Origin of the sequence: Brevibacillus sp. 1238 (assembly GCF_029892995.1) — a bacterium.
In the GTDB taxonomy this organism is placed as follows: Bacteria; Bacillota; Bacilli; order Brevibacillales; family Brevibacillaceae; genus Brevibacillus; species Brevibacillus parabrevis.
Genome location: NZ_JARXWC010000005.1, coordinates 201113 through 220122, shown reverse-complemented (window position 1 = coordinate 220122; position 19010 = coordinate 201113). Strand labels below are relative to the sequence as shown.

Here is a 19010-nt window from a genome sequence, read left to right as displayed (position 1 = left end):
GGGATCACGATGATGACAACGGCCAAGCGCCTGTTCTATTTGTTGATTATGCTTGCGATATGCTGGGTGAATGCTGGCGGAACCGGGTGGGCAAAAGAGCATCGTTTATTCGTTGAAACGGCGTGGGCTTGGGTGGAAGAGGGAGAGATACACTTTCAGGCGCAATTGTCAGCAGCTTCAGAGCAGGTCGAGCTGGCTGTCGTTCAGGAAGGGGAGCGAAAAAGCCGGGCCTTCCGCAACGATGATCGCATTTCCGCTGTTGTTAAGCCTGCTGGCAATCGCCCGCTGATCATCAGTCTGACAGATCGGGACGACGAAGAGTTGTTGGCAAGCTGGCAACTGGATTTGGCTGATCTAGATGTATCTTATGAGGCTGTGTTGGGGTTGAGGCGTGCATCTTGGGACAGGTACGTTGAGGACGGGAAAGACCTGCTGGAGTTAATCCCCGCGTCAGAAGAAGCTGAGATGCACCAGACTGGAGAACCGGATGAGTCAGAGATAGAGGAGCCGGACACAGACGTTTCTGATAGGTCACTGGCTGAGCTGGCACAAGCGTTTTACAAAGATTTTGCCGAAAGCGGCAAGCCACAAGAAGCCGAATTGCGCAGCAGAGAAGTGATTTTTGAACTGGAGCCTAACAATACCAAGGAAAAAGCGGATTGGCTGTTTGACGCCAAGGATGGCAGGGGGAAAATTGGCACAGCAGGCGACGTCGATTACTGGAAAGTAAAAGGCACGAAGCATGGACGAATGAATGTTTCCTTGCGTGAGGTTCCTCCGGGCCAGGACTATCACGTATACGTATTTGACAATGAGCATAACGAGCTGGGGCGTTCTGAACTTGCGGGAGAGCACGATGAAAGTGTGGAAGGAATCGGCCTGGAAAAAGACCAGTGGTACTATGTCATGGTAAAAGGACATATGGAGTCTCACCATAAAGATTTTTACTATCGACTGCGGGTGGATTTTCTGGCTGATCAGACAGAAGCAAAAGTGGACGAGTACGAGCCGAACAATACGCTCGAAGAAGCGTACGAGCTGCCAGCCAATTTTACAGCTTCTGTGGACGGAAATTTGCACGCCAGTACGGACGTCGATTATTATCGCTACTCGTTCTCGCTTGCCTCGACTTTTACCATTGATCTCAAAGAAATTCCGGCCGGGATGGACATCGACTTGTATGTACAGGACGAGCAGGGGAAGGTACTGTCCCGATCAGAGAAGCCGAGGAATGCCAACGAACAAATCATCATGAACGTCGATCCGGGCAACTACATCATTAAAGTCATGGCGAGCAAGCGATCCGATTTCACGCCTAATTCTTACAAGCTGGAGATAGCAGCAAAGACCATTCCGGTCATATTGATTCCGGGAATTGGCGGGTCACGCCTCATGGCCGAGGAGGGCGGTCAAGCTTCGGAAATATGGCTTGGTCTTGGAGACAGTTTGGTCGGAATCAATGACCCCAGACATCGGCGCTTGCTGTCGTTGGAGCCGACGACAACAAACAGCGTAGAAGTGCGCCCATGGCAGGCGGGAGCATCCATCTATCCAGAACCTGACGATGAAGGATTCAGCGCGATTGAGTATCTCTCTTACTCTCCGCTGAGCCCTGTGCGTGACATGACCGAACAGTATTACAGCATGGTCAAAGAATTGGAGAGAGCTGGCTACAAAAAGCACAAGACTATCTTTGCGATGCCGTATGACTGGCGATACAGCAGCACGAAAAACGCAGCTTTCCTCAAACAAAAAATAGATACTGCGCTGGAACGATCGGGGGCGAGGCAAGTTCAGCTGGTCGCGCACAGCATGGGTGGTTTGCTTACGAGGGAAACGTTGCTCTCAAATGTGTCGTACCAGTCAAAAGTCAAGCGCATTGTCTACATGGGAACGCCATTTCTCGGCTCTCCGCGAGCGTATCAGGCAATCAAATACGGGTACAACTTTTCCATCCCATGGCTGGATGAAGAGACAGGAAAAATCATCTCGGAATACGCACCGGCTGTTTATGAACTGCTGCCTTCCAAAAAGTATTTTGAAACGGTGGGTTTCTTAAAGAAAAATCGCAACGAACCTTACAGCTATCAAGACTTTTTGCAAGATAAAAAAATTCGTCTCGACTACACTCCGCTGGTCAAGCAGGGAGGAGCACTCCATGAAAAGTGGGACAAAAAGACGATCAATGTACCCCAGTATGCGATTGTTGGTACGGGTCAAACTACGTTTCTCGGCTACTACTTTGATGCGTACCACAATGAATGGGTCCCTTATTACGACAATGGTCTTGGAGATGGCACCGTTCCGTACATCAGCGCGAACTATGCTCAAAAGGATATGAAAAAAAGGTACTATGTAGCTGGCGAACATGCCAAGCTGCCTGCCAATCCGGAAGTCATGAAACAAGTGACGCAATTGCTGAAGGGCAACGAGGAAGTTCAGCCTGGTCTACGCAACCAGCTCGGGGGCAAAAGCGCCAAGTATTTGTACTACATTATTTCCAAGGAAGACGGGACTTTTCCAGAGTTGACGTTGCTGAAAAATGGAAAGTCGATCAAGCTCGATGCGAATGCAAAAGAAGTGGTGGAAGATTTGTCGATTGAATACCATGGCAACATCGTCGTAATCCATGTGCTCGATCAAGAAGAACTGGAATTTGAACCTCCAACGCCAGCTTCAAACGAGCCAGCGACGAAGCTTTTCATCAAGCGCTTTTCGTCCGAAGATTCACAAGAAGATGGGGAAAGCGGCAGGCGGTATCGCCTGGACGGAAATGGCTTAAACGAAGCGCCGGAGGAAAGCTGAAAATGGGATACATGAATAGATGAATGAATAAATAGGCGGAAGTCTGGATTTGTGAATCCATAAAATCGCTTGATCAAGACTTCCAATAGAGCGCCCAAAGCACCTAAGGCAGGAAGGACGAAAATATGGACAATCTGTTTATCTGGCTGTTCCTCGGCCCGTTTATGTACTCGATTGAGTTGGGCGGACCGATTATCGGGTTGCTTGTAACAGGCTACCTGCGGGCGGTTTACGGATTTCGGGGATGGTTGACGTTCGGCGCAGCGTTTCTTGGCTGTTTTTTGTACTACATGATTGCCGTGCCTTCCGATACGATGCTGGGATCGCTCCTGATCATCAAGGCAGCGATGGCGATTCACTCTGCGTTGCTGCTGACTTTGATCATGTGGCTGTTCGACAAGCTCATGAAGCGATATCGTAAAAAGCCGACCGAGGACGGGGAGCCGCTTGACGAAGAAGCAGAGGGGCACGAAGCAAAAAAATAACCGGGCACATGGGCAAATTGCGTCACTGTAGGTTTCCGAGTAGAATAAAGAAAGGAGAATATGTGTCTGGAGGGCGTGTAAATGGATATTTTCGATAACAAAAAAGGCGGCTTTACCATCATGAGCGGCAAAACGGACGTTCATGGCGGATTCGGCCAAGGGGTACTCGATCTGGGGGCTGTATCGTCCGTCATCATCGATGGAGATGAAGCCTACATCGACATGGGGGCGCTGCATGCAAAAAGCTCGATTGAAAAAGGCATCAAATGGACGATGAACAAAGAAGAAGTACCGAACGGCAAGCCGTACTGGGTGGTGTGGGTAACCGTTGACCGCAATGAAAATGGCCCGTATTACGCAGGGGCGACTGCTTGTTACATGGAAATCGATCGGGAAGCGCGCCGTGGCTACAAAATTTTGGCGGATCATGTGAATCGTATGGACTATTCCATGAAGCGCCGGATCATGTTGACCGAGCTTGGCGACAAAGAAAAAGCTGCTTTGAAAAAATTGCTGATCGAAAATAATGCAGCCATGTTCGATAATTCCACGGAGGAATTAAAACAAAATTTGTCCTAAAGCTGGAAATCGTGAACGGTCTGTGAACAAATTGTGAAATCAATTGTTACCAGAATTGAAGTCAGGTAAACTTATTTCCATATCTGTGTACATGTACACTGGGTCAACAAACAGGGAAAGAGCCGTCACTCTTTCCCTGTTTGCGTTCAGGCAAATTGTGAACATGATGATCCGGTGATTGCCGATAGAAGATTTTTTTACTGGTCATGGTTTGCGCTGATAGCGGCACACTAAAGAGGCTCGACCCAAACTGTCTGACGGAAGGGGCGGTACTCATGAATGAAGATCCGCGTGAACAGGAGCAATCCCAGGATCATTTTGTGAAACACGGCGGGGTTCATTTTCGGACGCATGTGGAACCTGCTGAAATCAACAACTTTATCCGCAAGCTCCCGGCAGGCAAGCGGGAAAGCTTGTTTGAAGTATTGGAACAGCTCGATCAGGCCGGGATGATTAGTATCGTCAACGATCACGTCTTCACCGACGGAGATGGCATCGTAGGCGGCGGAGACAGCCAATCATTAAAGTGATGAGCCAGCCATTGAAATGATGAAACAAAAAAGGACGTACTCTTTGCGAGCGCGTCCTTTTTTCGTTATCGGTTATTGATCCGGCTTCCACCAGCTGCCCATCCGTTGCCAGAACGTCGAAGAGTCGGGCGCAGGCAGCGGCGTAGGTGTTTGGTTGGGAGGCAGATGATCTGTGCAGTAATCTTGTGGCTCCGTGCCACTGGCAAAGTAAAACAGCTGTGGAGTCGGGCAATGTTCGGTAGCCAACTTTCCTGACGCTGGATCGATGTAGACGGAAACCACTCCGGCGGGCATATCGAAGAGGGCGGGAGGCTGGCCTTTCAGTGCGCTCTCCATAAAGCTCGCCCACACTTTTTTGGACAAATACCCTTCCTTTACATCGTCCACCTTTTGATTTTTGTCGTAGCCTACCCACACCGTGGAGACTAACTGAGGGGTAAAACCGCTTAGCCAAGCGTCATAGTCGGTCGACCCCGTCTTTCCGGCAACTGGCCGATTCAATTCATTGGCGACGCGGAATCCGGTTCCGCCGCGTTCAAACACGCCTTGCATCATATTCACCAACAGAGCAGAGGCGACAGGATCGGCCACCCGTGTTTTCTGCGTAGTTTCTTGCACCAAAACGTTTCCTTCGCTGTCTTCAATCGATGTAATCGCGATTGGCTCAACCGCTTCTCCTTTGTTGACGATAGCCGCGTAGGCTGCATTCAACTCCAGAGGTGAGACGGGGGAAGTGCCGAGGGCGAGAGAAGGAACAGCTTGCAAAGGACTGCTGATTCCCAAGCTTTTCGCCTGCTCGACGACTTTTTGCGGGCTGAGAAAATCAATCGTTTTGACCGCGTAAATGTTGTCAGAAGTCTTGATCGCATCGCGCATGTTGATCATCGCGTTCGCATATCGTCCGCCGAAATTGCTCGGGATATATTGCTTGTTATGGTCATAGGTGAAGACCGTCGGCTCGCTTTTCATCATCGTCAGCGGCGTGTAGCCGTTTTGCAAGGCCGCCAAATACATGATCGGCTTGAAGGAGGAGCCGGGCTGTCTTTTGCCCAGCACGCGATTGTACTGGCTTGTTTTATAGTCGCGTCCGCCTACCATCGCTTTGATGTACCCGGTAGCAGGGTCCATGGCGACCAATGCGACCTGCAAATTCGGATTGTCTTTCGGCAGTGTGGAAGCGATGATTTCCTCTGCCTTTTTTTGCATCACCGGATCAAGCGTGGTGTGGATTTTCAAACCGCCATGGATGAATTTTTCTTCGTCGATGCCGTACTTGTTTTTGACTAGACTTGCGATGTAATCACGGAAGTAAGGCGCTTGTTCGGTTACGTTTTCCGTAGCGCGCTCCTTTAGTTTGATTGGTTCCGCATAAGCCGTTTCTACTTCTTTTGCCGTGAGCATGCCATCGCGTTCCATGGCTTCGAGAATCAGCTTCTGCCGCGATTTTGCCCGCTCAAAATCAACAAAAGGAGAGTAATAGGTCGGTCCTTTGGGAATCCCGGCCAGCATGGCGCTTTCCGCCAGAGACAAGTTTTTGGCGTCCTTGCCGAAATACGTTTGGGCGGCAGCCTGAACTCCGTAGGCAGAATGACCATAGTAAATCTGGTTCATGTACATTTCCAAAATTTCATCTTTGCTGTAATTCAGCTCCAGTTGAATCGCGAGCAAGGCTTCCTTGATTTTTCGCTCCCATGTTTTATCCAGGCTTAAATACAGATTTCGTGCCAGCTGTTGGGTAATCGTACTGGCTCCCTGGCGCATGTCCATGTTGATCACATCGACGTAGGCAGCCATGGCCAGCCGTTTCCAGTCAAAGCCATAATGCTCCCGAAATGAACGATCCTCGATCGCGATCGTTGCGTTGATGAGGGCAGGCGATATTTCCTGAATGGGCACGGAAATGCGATTTTCCCCCCGGTGCATCGTGTCCAGCACGTCTCCGGTAGCTGCGTAAATCGTTGTCGTCTGCTTGACGAATGTTTCAGGAAGCGGTTGCGAACGCAAGTACAAGATCAAGAGCAAGATGGCAAAAGATAAGCATAAAAGGCTGAGTATGGAAAATTTTACAAATTTCTTGGCCCAGCGAAGATAACGCAACAGGGAAGGGTCACGAATGACTTCCATTTTGCCTCTCCTCCTTTCTATTGTTTGAACGAACAAAATAGTCGTGACAGTCTCCCCGCTCTTTGGGGGAGAAAAGCGTTGGTCGCAAGCGTTTTACGTCCCAAAAGACGTTTTTCGCAGAAACGGGGACGGTTGTGTGACAAGCGAAAGCGCCACATCTGCCGTCAAGCCCCCGCCGCGTCTTTTCACAGAAACGAAATAGCTGTTTGACAAGCGAAAGCGCCACATCTGCCGTCAAGCCCCCGCCGCGTCTTTTCACAGAAACGAAATAGCTGTTTGACAACAAGCGAAAACGACACCTCCACCGTCATAACCCTTGCCGAGTTTTTTCGCAAAATCCGCTCTGAGCAGCAAAAGCAGCCACGTCCTCTGACATAAAAAAACAGCGCGACGTTTCCACAAAAAACGGGACATACTAAGGGACACAAATGATACTTCTAGTATGGGTCAGCTGTGTACTGGATAAACTTGCCTGTCGCATGAAAAACGAGCGCGAGGACGGGTTTTTGGCCTGTCCAGAAAAAAAACTTGCTTTTTGATTGGCAGCTACTATAATTTTCTTGTTATATTGTATTTTCATGCGGTTAATTGAAGGAGGTTACATAACCATGAATATGGAATTGTGGTACACCGAAAAACAAACGGAAAATCACGGGATAACAACGAAAATTACTGATACCCTATACAGTGAGAAATCCGAGTTTCAACAAATCGATGTCATTACTACCAAGCAGTTTGGTCGCATGTTAGTACTCGATGGCATGGTTATGACCACCGATGTCGATGAGTTTGTATACCACGAAATGATTTCTCACATCGCTCTCAATACGCATCCAAACCCGAAAAAGGTTCTGGTTGTCGGTGGCGGCGACGGTGGGGCAATCCGTGAGATCGTGAAGCATGCAGCTGTGGAAAAAGCAGTTCTGGCTGAAATCGACGGTGGCGTAATTGAATCCTGCAAAAAATATTTCCCGGAAATTGCGAGCGCACTGACAGGCAACCCGCGTGTCGATGTGCAAGTAATCGATGGCATCAAACATATTCATGACCACAAAGGCGAATACGATGTGATCATGGTTGACTCTACAGAGCCAGTTGGCCCAGCGGTAGGTCTGTTTGAAAAAGGCTTCTACCAAGGCATTCACGATGCGTTGAAACCAGACGGCATCATGGTTGCGCAAACAGAATCTCCATGGTTCAACCGCGATCTGATCAAGCGCGTGTTCAAAGACCTGAAATCGATCTTCCCGGTAACCCGTCTGTACACTTGCAGCATCCCTACTTATCCATCCGGTCTGTGGAGCTTCACCATCGCTTCCAAACAACATGATCCGCTGGAAGTAGATCCTGCAAAAATCAAAGACCTGGGCACCAAATACTACAATGCGGAAGTTCACCACGCTGCTTTCAAACTGCCTAACTTTGTGGCTGAGCTGACCCGCGACTAATCGGAGGAGGACAACCTTTATGCGTTTTGACGAAGCATATTCCGGCAATGTCTTCATCCGCAGCCACGGAAGCTATGAAGAAAGCCAAGCAGTCATTTACGGCATGCCGATGGACTGGACGGTCAGCTTCCGCCCAGGTTCCCGTTTCGGCCCTGCCCGCATTCGCGAAGTATCGATCGGTCTCGAAGAGTACAGCCCGTATTTGGACAGACTGCTCGAAGACATCAAGTATTTTGATGCTGGCGATATTCCGCTTCCTTTTGGCAACGTGGAAGGCAGCCTTGATGCGATTCGCACCTTCGTGGCAAAAGTGTTGGAAGACGGCAAATTCCCTCTGGGACTGGGCGGCGAGCATCTCGTTTCCTGGCCGGTATTCCAAGCTGTATACGAAAAGTACAAGGACATGGTGGTATTCCACTTTGACGCGCATACCGACCTGCGCGACAACTACGAAGGATACCAGTATTCCCACTCCACGCCAATCAAAAAGGTGTGCAACCTGATTGGCGGCAAAAACGTCTACTCGTTCGGGATTCGCAGCGGAATGAGAGAAGAGTTTGAGTGGGCAAAAGAAAACATGCACCTGTACAAGTACGATGTTTTGGAGCCTGTGAAGCAAGTGCTGCCGACGATCGGCAACCGTCCGATCTATCTGAGCATCGACATCGATGTTCTCGACCCTGCGCACGCACCTGGCACAGGTACAACAGAAGCAGGCGGCATCACTTCCCGCGAGCTGCTGGACACGATTCACTTCATGGCGCAAAATGGCGCTAATGTGATTGGCTGCGACCTGGTGGAAGTGGCTCCTGTGTACGACCACAGCGAGATGACGCAAATCGTGGCATCCAAAATCGTGCGCGAGCTGCTGCTCAGCTTTGTAAAATAATCGATACAACGACAAGCCTCCGGAACTCACAAAGTACCGGAGGCTTTTGTATGGCGTTGCTCGCACCTTTTCTTATCTGAACCTGAATGGATGCAGAAAATTTTCGCGCGTCGCGTAACGTAACGTAACGTAACGTGTAATACACTCCCTGAGCAGGAGCAGGACATTCATTTGCACTTTAAAAACATTTTTATTTACTAAGTTTATAAAATTAGATAAAATTGGCATAGAGAATAAAAAGTTGCCGAAGCATTATCGAGGGAGTTGTTATCCATGAGAGAAGTTTTTGCGCATGCTGAGTTTCGCAAGCTGTTTTTCTCCAATCTTTTTTCCGGCTTCGGTCAAGGCATGACGATGATCGGGATTGCCTGGTATCTAGTGGAAACCACAGGTTCGGCCCAGCTGTTGGGTTCGACCATGTTCGTCTCGGCTGTGTTGATGTTTTTTATCGGGCCTTATATCGGGACGCTGATTGATCGTTATTCCCGCAAAAAAATGCTGCTCGTTGAAAACTTGATCGGTTTTGGCGTGTTGGGAGTTTTGGCTGTCTGGGGCTTTTTCGGAGAGTATCAGGAATGGATGCTGATCACGATTTACCTGGTTACGACCTTCATGTACCAGATTCATTATCCGGCCCAATCGGCCTTGGTTCAGGAGACGTTCAAACCGAAACATTACAACGACATTAACAGTTTGCTGGAAATCGAGGGACAGACGGCGTCCGTTCTCGCAGGTGCGTTTTCCGGGCTGTTGCTGGGCAAATTCGGACTTTCCACTGTCGTTTTGTTCAATGCTCTGACGTACCTGTTTGCATTTTGTCTGCTTTCCACGATGAAATATACGTTTACATTGGAAGGCGAGGCCAAGCTGAGCCAGGGCGTATCGTGGATCAGCCAGTTCGGGCAAAGCTGGAGCTACATCAAGGAGAAAAAGGGCTTTCTCGTCTTCGGTATATGTGCCTTGATGCCATTTATCGCTGTGATGGCGAGCAATTTGCTGAAGCCTGTTTACGTCAGCCAAACTTTGCAAGCAGATGTCTCGGTCTTCTCGTTCGGGGAGATGGCCTATGCTTTGGGAGCGGTAGCGGCAGGTATACTCGTCTCTGTGGTCGTACGCAAAATGGGGCAGTTGGCTGCGATGGTGGCAAACACGCTGCTGTTCGCTGTCATGATCGTCGTCATGGTGGCCTTGCCGTACGGCTGGGCTTTGATCGGAGCCTATATGTTTTACGGCTGGAGCAATGCCTCTGTTCGCCTCATCCGCCAATCTCTCTACATGACCGTGATCCCGAAACAGTTTATGGGGCGGGTAATGAGCTTTTTCAACTCGCTCGGCATGATGATGCGTTTGGTGCTGATCGGCGTGTTTACAGTCATGATTGACTACACAGGAGCAGGCATGGGCTACCTTGTCCTGGCGGGATTGCTTTTGCTCGCGGCGGTTGGTGTTGCCGCGACCATGCGCTTCCTTTTGGCGGACGCAAAGGACCAGGCAGCGGTTGCAACTCAAGAAGGATGATCGTAAAATGAATGGATGATTGTCCGACAAGCAAGCAGAAATCGTGGAGTGTGGAGAGCGTCATGAAAGAAGTACAACTGAAGCTGTCAGCCAGACATCGCGTCGACGGAGAATGGGATGAAACGAGGCATGAGTACAAAGGAAAGCTTGTGCAAAAAGCATCTGCCTGGTATTTGACATATAAAGAACAACTGGAAGGCGCGGGAGAAGTCAGTACAACCCTCAAACTGACGGACAGCGCTGTTACGCTGGTGCGCCAGGGTGGCGTTTCGACGAGACAGCACTTTGAAAAAGGGGCAAGCACGCATTCCACTTACCAGAGTCCGTACGGGCCGTTCGCCATGGAGACACATACGAGCAAGCTGCGTATCCGCTATGCGGAAGACGCCCCGGTACAGGTGGAAATTTTTTATCAAACGTGGATGAACGAGCAGTACGCTGGCGAGCACGAACTGAAAATGGAGTTAGGAAAATAAGCCGCTCTTTGCAAGGGCGGTTTTTTGCACGTACAATAGAAGGAACTCGCGGCAGGAGTTGGAAGGAGGGTTCAAGCATGTTCGTACTCGTGAATGGCCTTATTGCCGGTCTGGGTTTGGCAGCTTTTCTCGCGCTGGGAGACGGCTTGTTCGACACCAGTACGTTTCCTGTACTGATCGACGTCAGTTATGTCCCGGGCATGGAAAACTTGCCGTCAATCGCGGAGCTTTTGCTCCATCTTTTGATCAGTGTGATCATTGCTTTTTTTCTGATGTATTTTTACCCTCGTGAAGATCGCGGCAAAAGGACCCGTTATTTGCTGTACTGGATGCTTGGATTTGCAGTCGCCTTCTTGCCGTTTAGTCTCTTAAGCAAAGTTCCGATAACGTGGACAGCATTTTGCATATGGATATGTGGACATTTGCTTTACACCGTCATGCTCTCGGTACAAGTAGCGCGAAATCGATAGGATGATGTTGATTTTGCCGAATTTTCGGCATAGTGATGGTTTTTTGGCAGCAAGGTTGAAAGGGGTGGAGGCCAGCATGCCGTTGTCTGATACGGTAGAAATGTTGCAGGCAATACTGGGGGCCATTGATGAAGGGATTCATGTGGTCGATGCGGAAGGAATCACGATTTTCTACAACCACGTCGCGGCAAGACTGGACGGGTTGACGCCAGAAGAGGTGCTGGGGAAGCCTTTATTGGAGGTGTTTCCTTCGCTCGACCGGCATTCGAGCACGCTGCTGCGTGTCATTGAGAACGGAGAAGCCATCTACGATCAGACACAGACGTATAAAAACTGGAAAGGAATGCGCGTAGAGACGATTAACACGACGCTCCCGGTCCGAGTAGGCAAAAGGCTGGTCGGAGCGGTTGAGGTCGCAAAAGATATCGGCAAGCTGAAAGAGCTGTCGGAGCGGTTGGTTGACTTGCAGGCGAAAATCAGCAAGCCAAAGCGCGCCAAACGGGGGGCGGATGAGGTTGCTTTCCACTTCGAAGACATTTTGACCAAGAGCGAGCAGATGAATCACTTGAAGGAACGGGCGAAAAAGGCCGCGCGCACGACTTCACCCGTGCTGATTTACGGCGAGACGGGAACTGGCAAGGAGCTGTTTGTGCAATCGATTCACCACGCGTCACTGCGCAGCAGCAAGCCGTTTATCGCGCAAAACTGTGCGGCGCTGCCAGCGTCATTGCTGGAAAGCCTGCTGTTTGGCACGGTGAAAGGCAGCTTCACAGGGGCAGACGATCGGCCGGGACTGTTTGAGCTGGCGGATGGCGGAACGCTGTTTTTGGATGAACTGAACAGCATGCCGCTCGATTTGCAGGCAAAAATGCTGCGCGTGCTACAGGATGGGCAAATCAGGCGGATCGGCGGCAGTCAGTCGGTCAAAGTGGATGTGCGGGTGATCGCTGCTGTCAACGAAGCTCCGCAACTGCTTGTCGAGCGAGGTTTGATGCGAACCGACCTGTATTACCGGATCAACGTCGTCTCCTTTTCCTTGCCGCCGTTGCGCGAGCGCAGAGAAGATGTCGACTTGCTGGTCGAGCATTTTTTGGCCAAGTTCAACCGGGTGTTCGGCATGAACGTGCGCGGCATTAGCCCGGAAGTAGCCCAGCTTTTCGCGCGCTACGACTGGCCGGGGAACGTCAGGGAACTGGAGCATGTGGTGGAGGCAGCGATGAACATGGTGGAGGATGACATGATCATGATGGAGCATTTGCCAGCGCATATGCTGGAGCGAGTGCAGCCGGATATGCTGCAAAGCCCTTCAACGCCTGAACCAATCCCAATCTCGTTGCTTGCGGACAGAGAAGGCTGTACGCTGCCCGAGATTCTGCGGGAACTGGAAGAGCGGATCATCGGGGACGCGCTGAAACAGACGGATGGCAATGTACTGCGGGCAGCGAAGCTTTTGGGCATCCCAAGGCAAACGCTGCAATACAAGCTTTCGCAACGAATGATCCCGCCCTGTTGAATGCCGAAATTTCGGCAGCGCTTTCATTGGTTTAAAGGGAAAGAAACGCTTACAAAACGCTCTATTTCCTATTTTCTAAATTTTTTGATTTGATTGGCACGACCCTTGCATCTTTACTTGGTCGAGTGAAACGCATGATGGTTCACTACAGACGAGAGGAGATGTGACACAGATGACAGTAGCGACAAGACGTGACTGGCGTTCGATTGAACTTTGGAAGGATGTTCCGGAAGAAAAATGGAATGACTGGATGTGGCAGCTGACCCACACCATTAAAACGGTAGATGATTTGAAGCAAGTAATCAACCTGACGCCGGAAGAGGAAGAGGGCGTGCGTATTTCCACGCAAACCATTCCTTTGAATATTACGCCGTACTACGCTTCGTTGATGGACGTCGATGATCCAAAAGATCCGGTGCGCATGCAATCCGTTCCGCTGTCTTCCGAAATGGTTCGGACAAAGTACGACATGGAAGACCCGTTGCATGAGGATACCGATTCTCCTGTTCCCGGTTTGACTCACCGTTATCCAGACCGTGTGCTCTTCCTTGTGACGAACCAGTGCTCCATGTATTGCCGCTATTGCACGCGTCGCCGCTTCTCCGGCCAGATCGGCATGGGCGTGCCGAAGAAACAGCTCGACGCCTGTATCGATTACATCCGCAGCAGACCGGAAGTGCGTGACGTGCTTCTCTCTGGCGGAGACGGCCTGTTGATCAACGACCGCGTTCTGGAATACATCATCAGCAGCTTGCGCGACATTCCGCACGTAGAAATCATCCGTATCGGAACCCGCGCGCCAGTCGTATTCCCGCAGCGCATTACGGAAAACCTGTGCAACATCCTGAAAAAGTATCATCCGGTATGGCTGAATACGCACTTCAACCATCCAAAAGAAATTACACCGGAAGCGAAGCAAGCTTGCGAAATGCTGGCAAATGCGGGCGTTCCGCTGGGCAACCAGGCTGTGATTCTCGCGGGAATCAACGACTGTGCCAACACGATGAAAAAGCTGGTGCAAGACCTGGTCAAAATTCGCGTCCGTCCGTACTACATCTATCAGTGCGACCTGTCTGAAGGAATCGGCCACTTCCGCGCTCCTGTCAGCAAAGGGATTGAAATTATTGAACACCTGCGCGGCCATACCTCCGGCTATGCTGTCCCTACCTTTGTGGTGGACGCTCCGCACGGTGGCGGAAAAATCCCGGTCAGCCCGAACTACATTATTTCGCAAGCGTCCGATAAAGTGGTGCTGCGCAACTTCGAAGGCGTAATCACATCGTATCCGGAGCCTAAGACCTACCATGAGCATGACGAGGAAAATTGCGAATACTGCACAGCGGCAAAAGGCAAAGCTGTCGGTATCGCGGCCCTCATGCAGGATGAAGTCGACAACCTGGAGCCGACCGATCTGCCGCGCAACAAGCGCATCAAGGCCACCAAAGTCAAGTCGCTGGCAGACGTGCGTCTGGAGCAAAAAGCGAAAAAAGAACAGACGCCTGCAGAAGCAAAAGAAGCGTCTGGCAAATAAACGTGAAAAACAAAGTGTTAGCAGCTGCCTGATTGAACGGGCAGCTGTTTCTTTTTCGTGAGCATGAGGGTGAGAATATTGCCAATTTTATTTGCAGGATGGTTCATTTCCCGCTTCTGTGATAAGATCGGATTACAGTAATATGAGCGAACGTTCAGTCAGTATTATTGCATTGTTTGAAAAAATCAAACTTACAGACTGAATAGTCATTCATTTTTCTTTTCGATTCTGATAAGATAGAAAGTAAAGACAACTCGTGAAAGTGGGGGAGTAGAAACATGCTGGCACTTATCAATCTGATCGCTTTTTTCCTGGTGCTCGCTTACGGGCTGTATCTGGCCGGACATGTTGTGTACAGCAGATATTTGTTCATCAAGCTGGGCAAAAAGCCGGATGTGAAAAATGACTTTGGCGCACGCATCAACCTGATGCTGGACAACGTCATTTTCCACAAGAAGCTGTTGAAGGACAAGAAAAGCGGGATTATGCACGTCGTGATGTTCTACGGATTCATCACGCTGCAATTCGGCGCGATCGAGCTGGTGATCAAAGGGCTATCGACGGGCTTCGAGCTACCTTTTGGCAGCGCTCACAAATACTTTTCGCTCATGCAGGAAATCACCACTTTTCTGATTTTGGCTGCTGTCGGATACGCTTTTTACCGTCGCTATATCGAGAAGTTGAAACGGCTGAAGCGCGGCTTCAAGTCAGGGATTGTCCTGCTGCTGATCTTCTCTCTGATGGCGACTGTATTGCTCTCCCTGGCTTTTGAGCAAATTTGGCTCGGGCATGAAGCATCTGGCTTTGCTCCGATCTCCTCCGTCTTGGCAATGGCCTTTTCCGCCATCGGGGTAGGCAGTACGGGCGGAGCGGTTCTCTTTTATATTTTCTGGTGGGCGCATCTGATCATTTTGTTGGGCTTTGCCGTCTACGTGCCGCAGTCCAAACACGCTCACTTGCTGTTTGCTCCGGTTAACGTCTGGTTCAAAAAGCTCGATCCGCCAGGAAAGCTGTCGAGCATCAACTTCGAGGACGAGACACAGGAAGTATTCGGCGTGGGCAAGATCGAAGACTTCACGCAAACACAGCTGATCGACTTGTACGCCTGTGTAGAGTGCGGGCGCTGTACGAATATGTGCCCGGCAGCGGGAACCGGAAAAATGCTCTCGCCGATGGACTTGATTACGAAAATGCGCGACCATCTGACGGAAAAGGGAGCCGCTGTGACATCTCGTACGCCGTGGATGCCAAGCTTTGCTTTTTCGCAAACGACTGCCAACCAGATCGCTGTGCAAGCTTCGGAAGTGGCAGCCACAGCCGAGGGCGCGACGTCCATTTACGAGAAAAACCTGATTGGCGATGTCATTACCGAGCAGGAGCTGTGGGCTTGTACAACCTGTCGCAACTGTGAAGACCAATGTCCGGTGATGAACGAGCACGTGGATAAAATCATCGACATGCGCCGCTATCTCGTGATGACCGAAGGAAGCATGCCAGCCGAAGCGCAGCGCGCCCTGAACAATATCGAGCGCCAGGGCAACCCTTGGGGAATCAACCGCAAGGACCGGATGAAATGGATTGAAGGTCTGAATGGTCAATACGAGGTGCCGACCGTCAAGCAGGTCGAGGAATTTGAATATTTGTTCTGGGTCGGCTCCATGGGCTCGTTTGATCTGCGCAGCCAAAAAATCTCGCATGCTTTTGTGAAGCTCATGCACGAAGCGGGCGTCAAGTTCGCCATCCTGGGGAATGAGGAAAAGAACTCGGGAGATACGGCGCGCCGCATCGGAAACGAATTTTTGTTCCAGCAACTGGCACAAGAAAACATCGCGTTGTTCGAAGGCTACGAAGTGAAGAAGATCGTCACCTGCGACCCGCACGCGTACAATACGTTCAAAAACGAATATCCGGAGTTTGGATTGACCGCGGAAGTGTACCACCATTCCGAGTTGCTCGCCCAGTGGGTGAACGAAGGCCGCTTGAAACCGACGAAGGAAGTCAAGGAGCGGATTACGTATCACGATTCCTGCTATTTGGGTCGCTACAACGAGATTTACGACAAGCCGCGTGTCATCTTGGAAGCAATCCCTGGCGTCGAAGTGGTGGAAATGAAGCGCAGCGGCTGTGACAGCATGTGCTGTGGAGCAGGCGGCGGCCTGATGTGGATGGAGGAGCATGAAGGCTCGCGTGTCAACGTGGCGCGTACCGAGCAAGCATTGGAGGTCAACCCGACCGCGATTGCCAGCGCCTGCCCGTACTGCCTGACCATGATGAACGACGGAATCAAAACCAAGGAAAAAGAAGACGACGTCAAAACGCGCGATGTGGCGGAGATTTTGGCGGACGCGATCTGACAAGCGACGAAGACGAGAAGTGTTCTTTTGGGAACCCCGAACAGCCTGATTAGGAAAAGAAGTCAGGCTGTTCTTTTTTCGTCGGGATAAGGGTAGCAAACACGGGCGTCAGAAGCTTTAACATAGCCCAACTTTTCTAATAATTCATTGACTAATCGGGTTGAAGACGGCAAAATGAAGATAGCAGAAAATGAACGAACGCTCGGTCATAAGAATGGAGGGCATGCGATGAAAACGGTGATAGTTGGGGCGGCACGTACCCCGTTTGGCAAGTTTGGCGGTTCCCTGAAAGCGTTGTCTGCGGTAGACCTCGGTGCAATCGTGATCAAGGAAGCTTTGGAGCGCTCCGGCATTTCCGGCGATCAAGTCGACGAAGTGATCATGGGCATGGTCATTCAGGCGGGAGCAGGACAGGTTCCTTCCCGGCAGGCAGCACGCAAGGCCGGACTGCCATGGGACGTGGCGAGCGAGACGATCAACAAGGTGTGCGCCTCCGGGATGCGGGCTGTCACGATGGGCGACCAAATCATTCGCGCAGGCGACGGGGAGATTATCGTTGCTGGCGGCATGGAGAGCATGAGCAATGCGCCTTATGCGCTTCCGGCGGCGCGTGATGGCATGAGAATGGGAGATGCGACTGTACGCGATCTCATGATGTACGATGGCCTCACTTGTCCGTTTGATCAGGTGCCGATGGCTGTTCACGGCAGCAACGTGGCTGAAGAGTACGGAATATCGCGTGAAGCGCAGGACGATTGGGCGCTGCGCAGCCAGCAGAGAACGGCGAGAGCGGTCGAGAACGGACTTTTTGACGAGGAGATCGTAGCCGTCTCCATTCCTCAGAAAAAAGGGGAGCCGCTGCAAGTGACAAAAGACGAAGGACCACGCCCGGATACGACCAGGGAAGGTCTGGCGAAACTGCCGCCAGTCTACAAAAAGGACGGAACGATTACGGCAGGCAACGCGCCTGGCATTAATGACGGAGCAGCAGCGATGGTGCTGATGTCCGATGCCAAGGCCGAGGAGCTGGGCATCAAGCCGCTCGCTACGATTCTCGGACATGCGCACGTAGGAGCAGAAGCGCCTTACATTGCAACGACACCAGGGCTGGCCATCAACAAGCTGCTCGAAAAAACAGGGGTTTCGCTGGACGAAATCGCTTTGTTTGAAGTGAACGAAGCGTTTGCAGCCGTGACCTTGACCAGCGGCAAAATCGTCGGTTGGGACGACGAGAAAGTAAATGTAAACGGGGGAGCGATCGCGCTCGGTCACCCGATTGGAGCGAGTGGAGCACGAATTATCATGCACCTCGCATACGAGTTAAAAAGACGCGGTGGCGGACTAGGGATTGCGGCGATTTGCAGCGGTGCCGCACAGGGAGACGCTATCCTGATTAAAGTGGAGTAGGGGGCCTTTTACATGAACGTACAAACGATAATGGTCATCGGAGCAGGGCAGATGGGCAGCGGCATTGCCCAGGTAGCAGCACAGGCAGGCTTTCGCGTTTATTTGAACGACGTGCAGCAGCCGTTTGTGGAGCGCGGTCTGGCGACGATCACGAAAAACTTGTCGCGCAACGTGGAAAAAGGCAAACTGAGCGAAGACGACAAACAGGCGATCTTATCCCGGCTCGTCCTGTCGACCGATTTGGCAGACGCGGCGAATGCTGATTTTGTTATAGAAGCTGTCACCGAAAATATGGCGGTGAAAACAGCGATCTTTTCCAAACTGGATGAGGTATGTCCGCCGCATGCGATTTTGGCGAGCAACACGTCCTCTCTTCCCATCACCGAAATTGCCGCAGTGACGAAGCGGCCGGAAAAAGTGATCGGGATGCATTTCATGAATCCTGTACCTGTGATGAAGCTGGTCGAAATTATTCGCGGGCTGCAAACAGCAGACGAGGTATACCAGCTGACCGAAGATTTGTCGAAGCAAATGGGCAAGGTGCCAGTAAGCGTAAATGATTTCCCGGGCTTCGTGTCCAATCGGGTGCTGATGCCGATGCTCAACGAAGCGATCTATTGCGTGTATGAGGGCGTGGCAACGCCAGAAGCGATCGACGAAGTGATGAAGCTGGGCATGAACCATCCGATGGGTCCGCTCCAGTTGGCTGACTTTATCGGTCTTGATACGTGCCTCTACATCATGGAGGTGCTGCACGAAGGCTTCGGCGATTCCAAATATCGTCCTTGCCCGCTGCTTCGCAAATACGTAAAAGCGGGATGGCTAGGCAAAAAATCCGGTCGAGGATTCTACGTGTACAACTAACTGAAGGATTCGGCAGA

The 19010-nt window shown here is 51.0% G+C and carries 15 protein-coding genes; 14 read left to right on the top strand and 1 reads right to left on the bottom strand.

Annotated elements, in window-relative coordinates; all coding sequences use genetic code 11:
• Positions 1 to 9 precede the first annotated feature (9 nt).
• The 4 genes from M2298_RS14630 (at position 10) to M2298_RS14615 (ending at position 4399) form a co-directional block, all read left to right on the top strand.
• Positions 10 to 2805, top strand: coding sequence for a lipase/acyltransferase domain-containing protein (locus tag M2298_RS14630; RefSeq protein ID WP_280648654.1), 2796 nt, complete (start codon positions 10 to 12; stop codon positions 2803 to 2805).
• A gap of 125 nt (positions 2806 to 2930) precedes the next feature.
• A complete protein-coding gene (locus M2298_RS14625) occupies positions 2931 to 3290 on the top strand; it encodes a hypothetical protein (protein ID WP_173596351.1) in 360 nt (119 codons plus the stop codon).
• Between the two features lie 81 nt (positions 3291 to 3371).
• A complete protein-coding gene (locus M2298_RS14620; RefSeq protein ID WP_122962554.1) occupies positions 3372 to 3869 on the top strand; it encodes a YwhD family protein in 498 nt (165 codons plus the stop codon).
• 275 nt (positions 3870 to 4144) lie between these two features.
• The gene (locus tag M2298_RS14615) at positions 4145 to 4399 is read left to right on the top strand and encodes a hypothetical protein (RefSeq protein WP_122962555.1); all 255 of its coding nucleotides are present in this window, start codon (positions 4145 to 4147) and stop codon (positions 4397 to 4399) included.
• 72 nt (positions 4400 to 4471) lie between these two features.
• Here the strand turns inward: M2298_RS14615 and M2298_RS14610 are convergent, their stop codons facing one another.
• Positions 4472 to 6523: a transglycosylase domain-containing protein gene (locus tag M2298_RS14610; protein WP_280648653.1), complete on the bottom strand. Its 2052-nt coding sequence runs from the start codon at positions 6521 to 6523 to the stop codon at positions 4472 to 4474.
• A 614-nt stretch (positions 6524 to 7137) separates the two neighbouring features.
• On the opposite strand from M2298_RS14610, the gene speE reads away from it, so the two are divergent.
• The 10 genes from speE to M2298_RS14560 all read left to right on the top strand — a co-directional run bounded on the left by speE (position 7138) and on the right by M2298_RS14560 (position 18993).
• On the top strand, positions 7138 to 7971 hold the full coding sequence (speE, locus tag M2298_RS14605; RefSeq protein ID WP_063229042.1) for a polyamine aminopropyltransferase: 834 nt from the start codon (positions 7138 to 7140) through the stop codon (positions 7969 to 7971).
• Between the two features lie 19 nt (positions 7972 to 7990).
• Positions 7991 to 8860, top strand: coding sequence for an agmatinase (gene speB, locus M2298_RS14600; protein ID WP_122962557.1), 870 nt, complete (start codon positions 7991 to 7993; stop codon positions 8858 to 8860).
• Between the two features lie 273 nt (positions 8861 to 9133).
• Positions 9134 to 10378, top strand: a complete 1245-nt coding sequence (locus M2298_RS14595) for an MFS transporter (RefSeq protein ID WP_122962558.1) — start codon at positions 9134 to 9136, stop codon at positions 10376 to 10378.
• 62 nt (positions 10379 to 10440) lie between these two features.
• A complete protein-coding gene (locus M2298_RS14590; RefSeq protein WP_242773876.1) occupies positions 10441 to 10854 on the top strand; it encodes a YwiB family protein in 414 nt (137 codons plus the stop codon).
• Between the two features lie 77 nt (positions 10855 to 10931).
• Positions 10932 to 11324 carry a hypothetical protein gene (locus M2298_RS14585; protein WP_122962560.1) on the top strand — a complete coding sequence of 131 codons (393 nt, stop codon included), beginning with the start codon at positions 10932 to 10934 and terminating at the stop codon, positions 11322 to 11324.
• 76 nt (positions 11325 to 11400) lie between these two features.
• Positions 11401 to 12837 (top strand): sigma-54 interaction domain-containing protein, encoded by a 1437-nt coding sequence (locus M2298_RS14580; protein WP_122962660.1) that lies wholly within the window; start codon positions 11401 to 11403, stop codon positions 12835 to 12837.
• A 172-nt stretch (positions 12838 to 13009) separates the two neighbouring features.
• Positions 13010 to 14368, top strand: a complete 1359-nt coding sequence (kamA, locus tag M2298_RS14575) for a lysine 2,3-aminomutase (protein WP_122962561.1) — start codon at positions 13010 to 13012, stop codon at positions 14366 to 14368.
• A gap of 278 nt (positions 14369 to 14646) precedes the next feature.
• On the top strand, positions 14647 to 16722 hold the full coding sequence (locus tag M2298_RS14570; RefSeq protein ID WP_280648652.1) for a heterodisulfide reductase-related iron-sulfur binding cluster: 2076 nt from the start codon (positions 14647 to 14649) through the stop codon (positions 16720 to 16722).
• Positions 16723 to 16950: 228 nt separating this feature from the next.
• Entirely contained in the window at positions 16951 to 18129 is a 1179-nt protein-coding gene (locus M2298_RS14565) for an acetyl-CoA C-acetyltransferase (protein WP_173596355.1), read from the top strand.
• A gap of 12 nt (positions 18130 to 18141) precedes the next feature.
• Positions 18142 to 18993, top strand: coding sequence for a 3-hydroxybutyryl-CoA dehydrogenase (locus M2298_RS14560; RefSeq protein WP_063228954.1), 852 nt, complete (start codon positions 18142 to 18144; stop codon positions 18991 to 18993).
• Positions 18994 to 19010 lie beyond the last annotated feature (17 nt).

Excerpts from the sequence above, each read along its gene's own strand:
- M2298_RS14560 (WP_063228954.1), top strand. The coding sequence starts at position 18,142 with ATGAACGTACAAACGATAATGGTCATCGGAGCAGGGCAGATGGGCAGC.
- M2298_RS14580 (WP_122962660.1), top strand. The coding sequence starts at position 11,401 with ATGCCGTTGTCTGATACGGTAGAAATGTTGCAGGCAATACTGGGGGCC.
- speB (WP_122962557.1), top strand. The coding sequence starts at position 7,991 with ATGCGTTTTGACGAAGCATATTCCGGCAATGTCTTCATCCGCAGCCAC.
- M2298_RS14620 (WP_122962554.1), top strand. The coding sequence starts at position 3,372 with ATGGATATTTTCGATAACAAAAAAGGCGGCTTTACCATCATGAGCGGC.
- M2298_RS14615 (WP_122962555.1), top strand. The coding sequence starts at position 4,145 with ATGAATGAAGATCCGCGTGAACAGGAGCAATCCCAGGATCATTTTGTG.
- M2298_RS14565 (WP_173596355.1), top strand. The coding sequence starts at position 16,951 with ATGAAAACGGTGATAGTTGGGGCGGCACGTACCCCGTTTGGCAAGTTT.
- M2298_RS14625 (WP_173596351.1), top strand. The coding sequence starts at position 2,931 with ATGGACAATCTGTTTATCTGGCTGTTCCTCGGCCCGTTTATGTACTCG.
- M2298_RS14585 (WP_122962560.1), top strand. The coding sequence starts at position 10,932 with ATGTTCGTACTCGTGAATGGCCTTATTGCCGGTCTGGGTTTGGCAGCT.
- speE (WP_063229042.1), top strand. The coding sequence starts at position 7,138 with ATGGAATTGTGGTACACCGAAAAACAAACGGAAAATCACGGGATAACA.
- kamA (WP_122962561.1), top strand. The coding sequence starts at position 13,010 with ATGACAGTAGCGACAAGACGTGACTGGCGTTCGATTGAACTTTGGAAG.
- M2298_RS14570 (WP_280648652.1), top strand. The coding sequence starts at position 14,647 with ATGCTGGCACTTATCAATCTGATCGCTTTTTTCCTGGTGCTCGCTTAC.
- M2298_RS14590 (WP_242773876.1), top strand. The coding sequence starts at position 10,441 with ATGAAAGAAGTACAACTGAAGCTGTCAGCCAGACATCGCGTCGACGGA.
- M2298_RS14630 (WP_280648654.1), top strand. The coding sequence starts at position 10 with ATGATGACAACGGCCAAGCGCCTGTTCTATTTGTTGATTATGCTTGCG.
- M2298_RS14610 (WP_280648653.1), bottom strand. The coding sequence starts at position 6,523 with ATGGAAGTCATTCGTGACCCTTCCCTGTTGCGTTATCTTCGCTGGGCC.
- M2298_RS14595 (WP_122962558.1), top strand. The coding sequence starts at position 9,134 with ATGAGAGAAGTTTTTGCGCATGCTGAGTTTCGCAAGCTGTTTTTCTCC.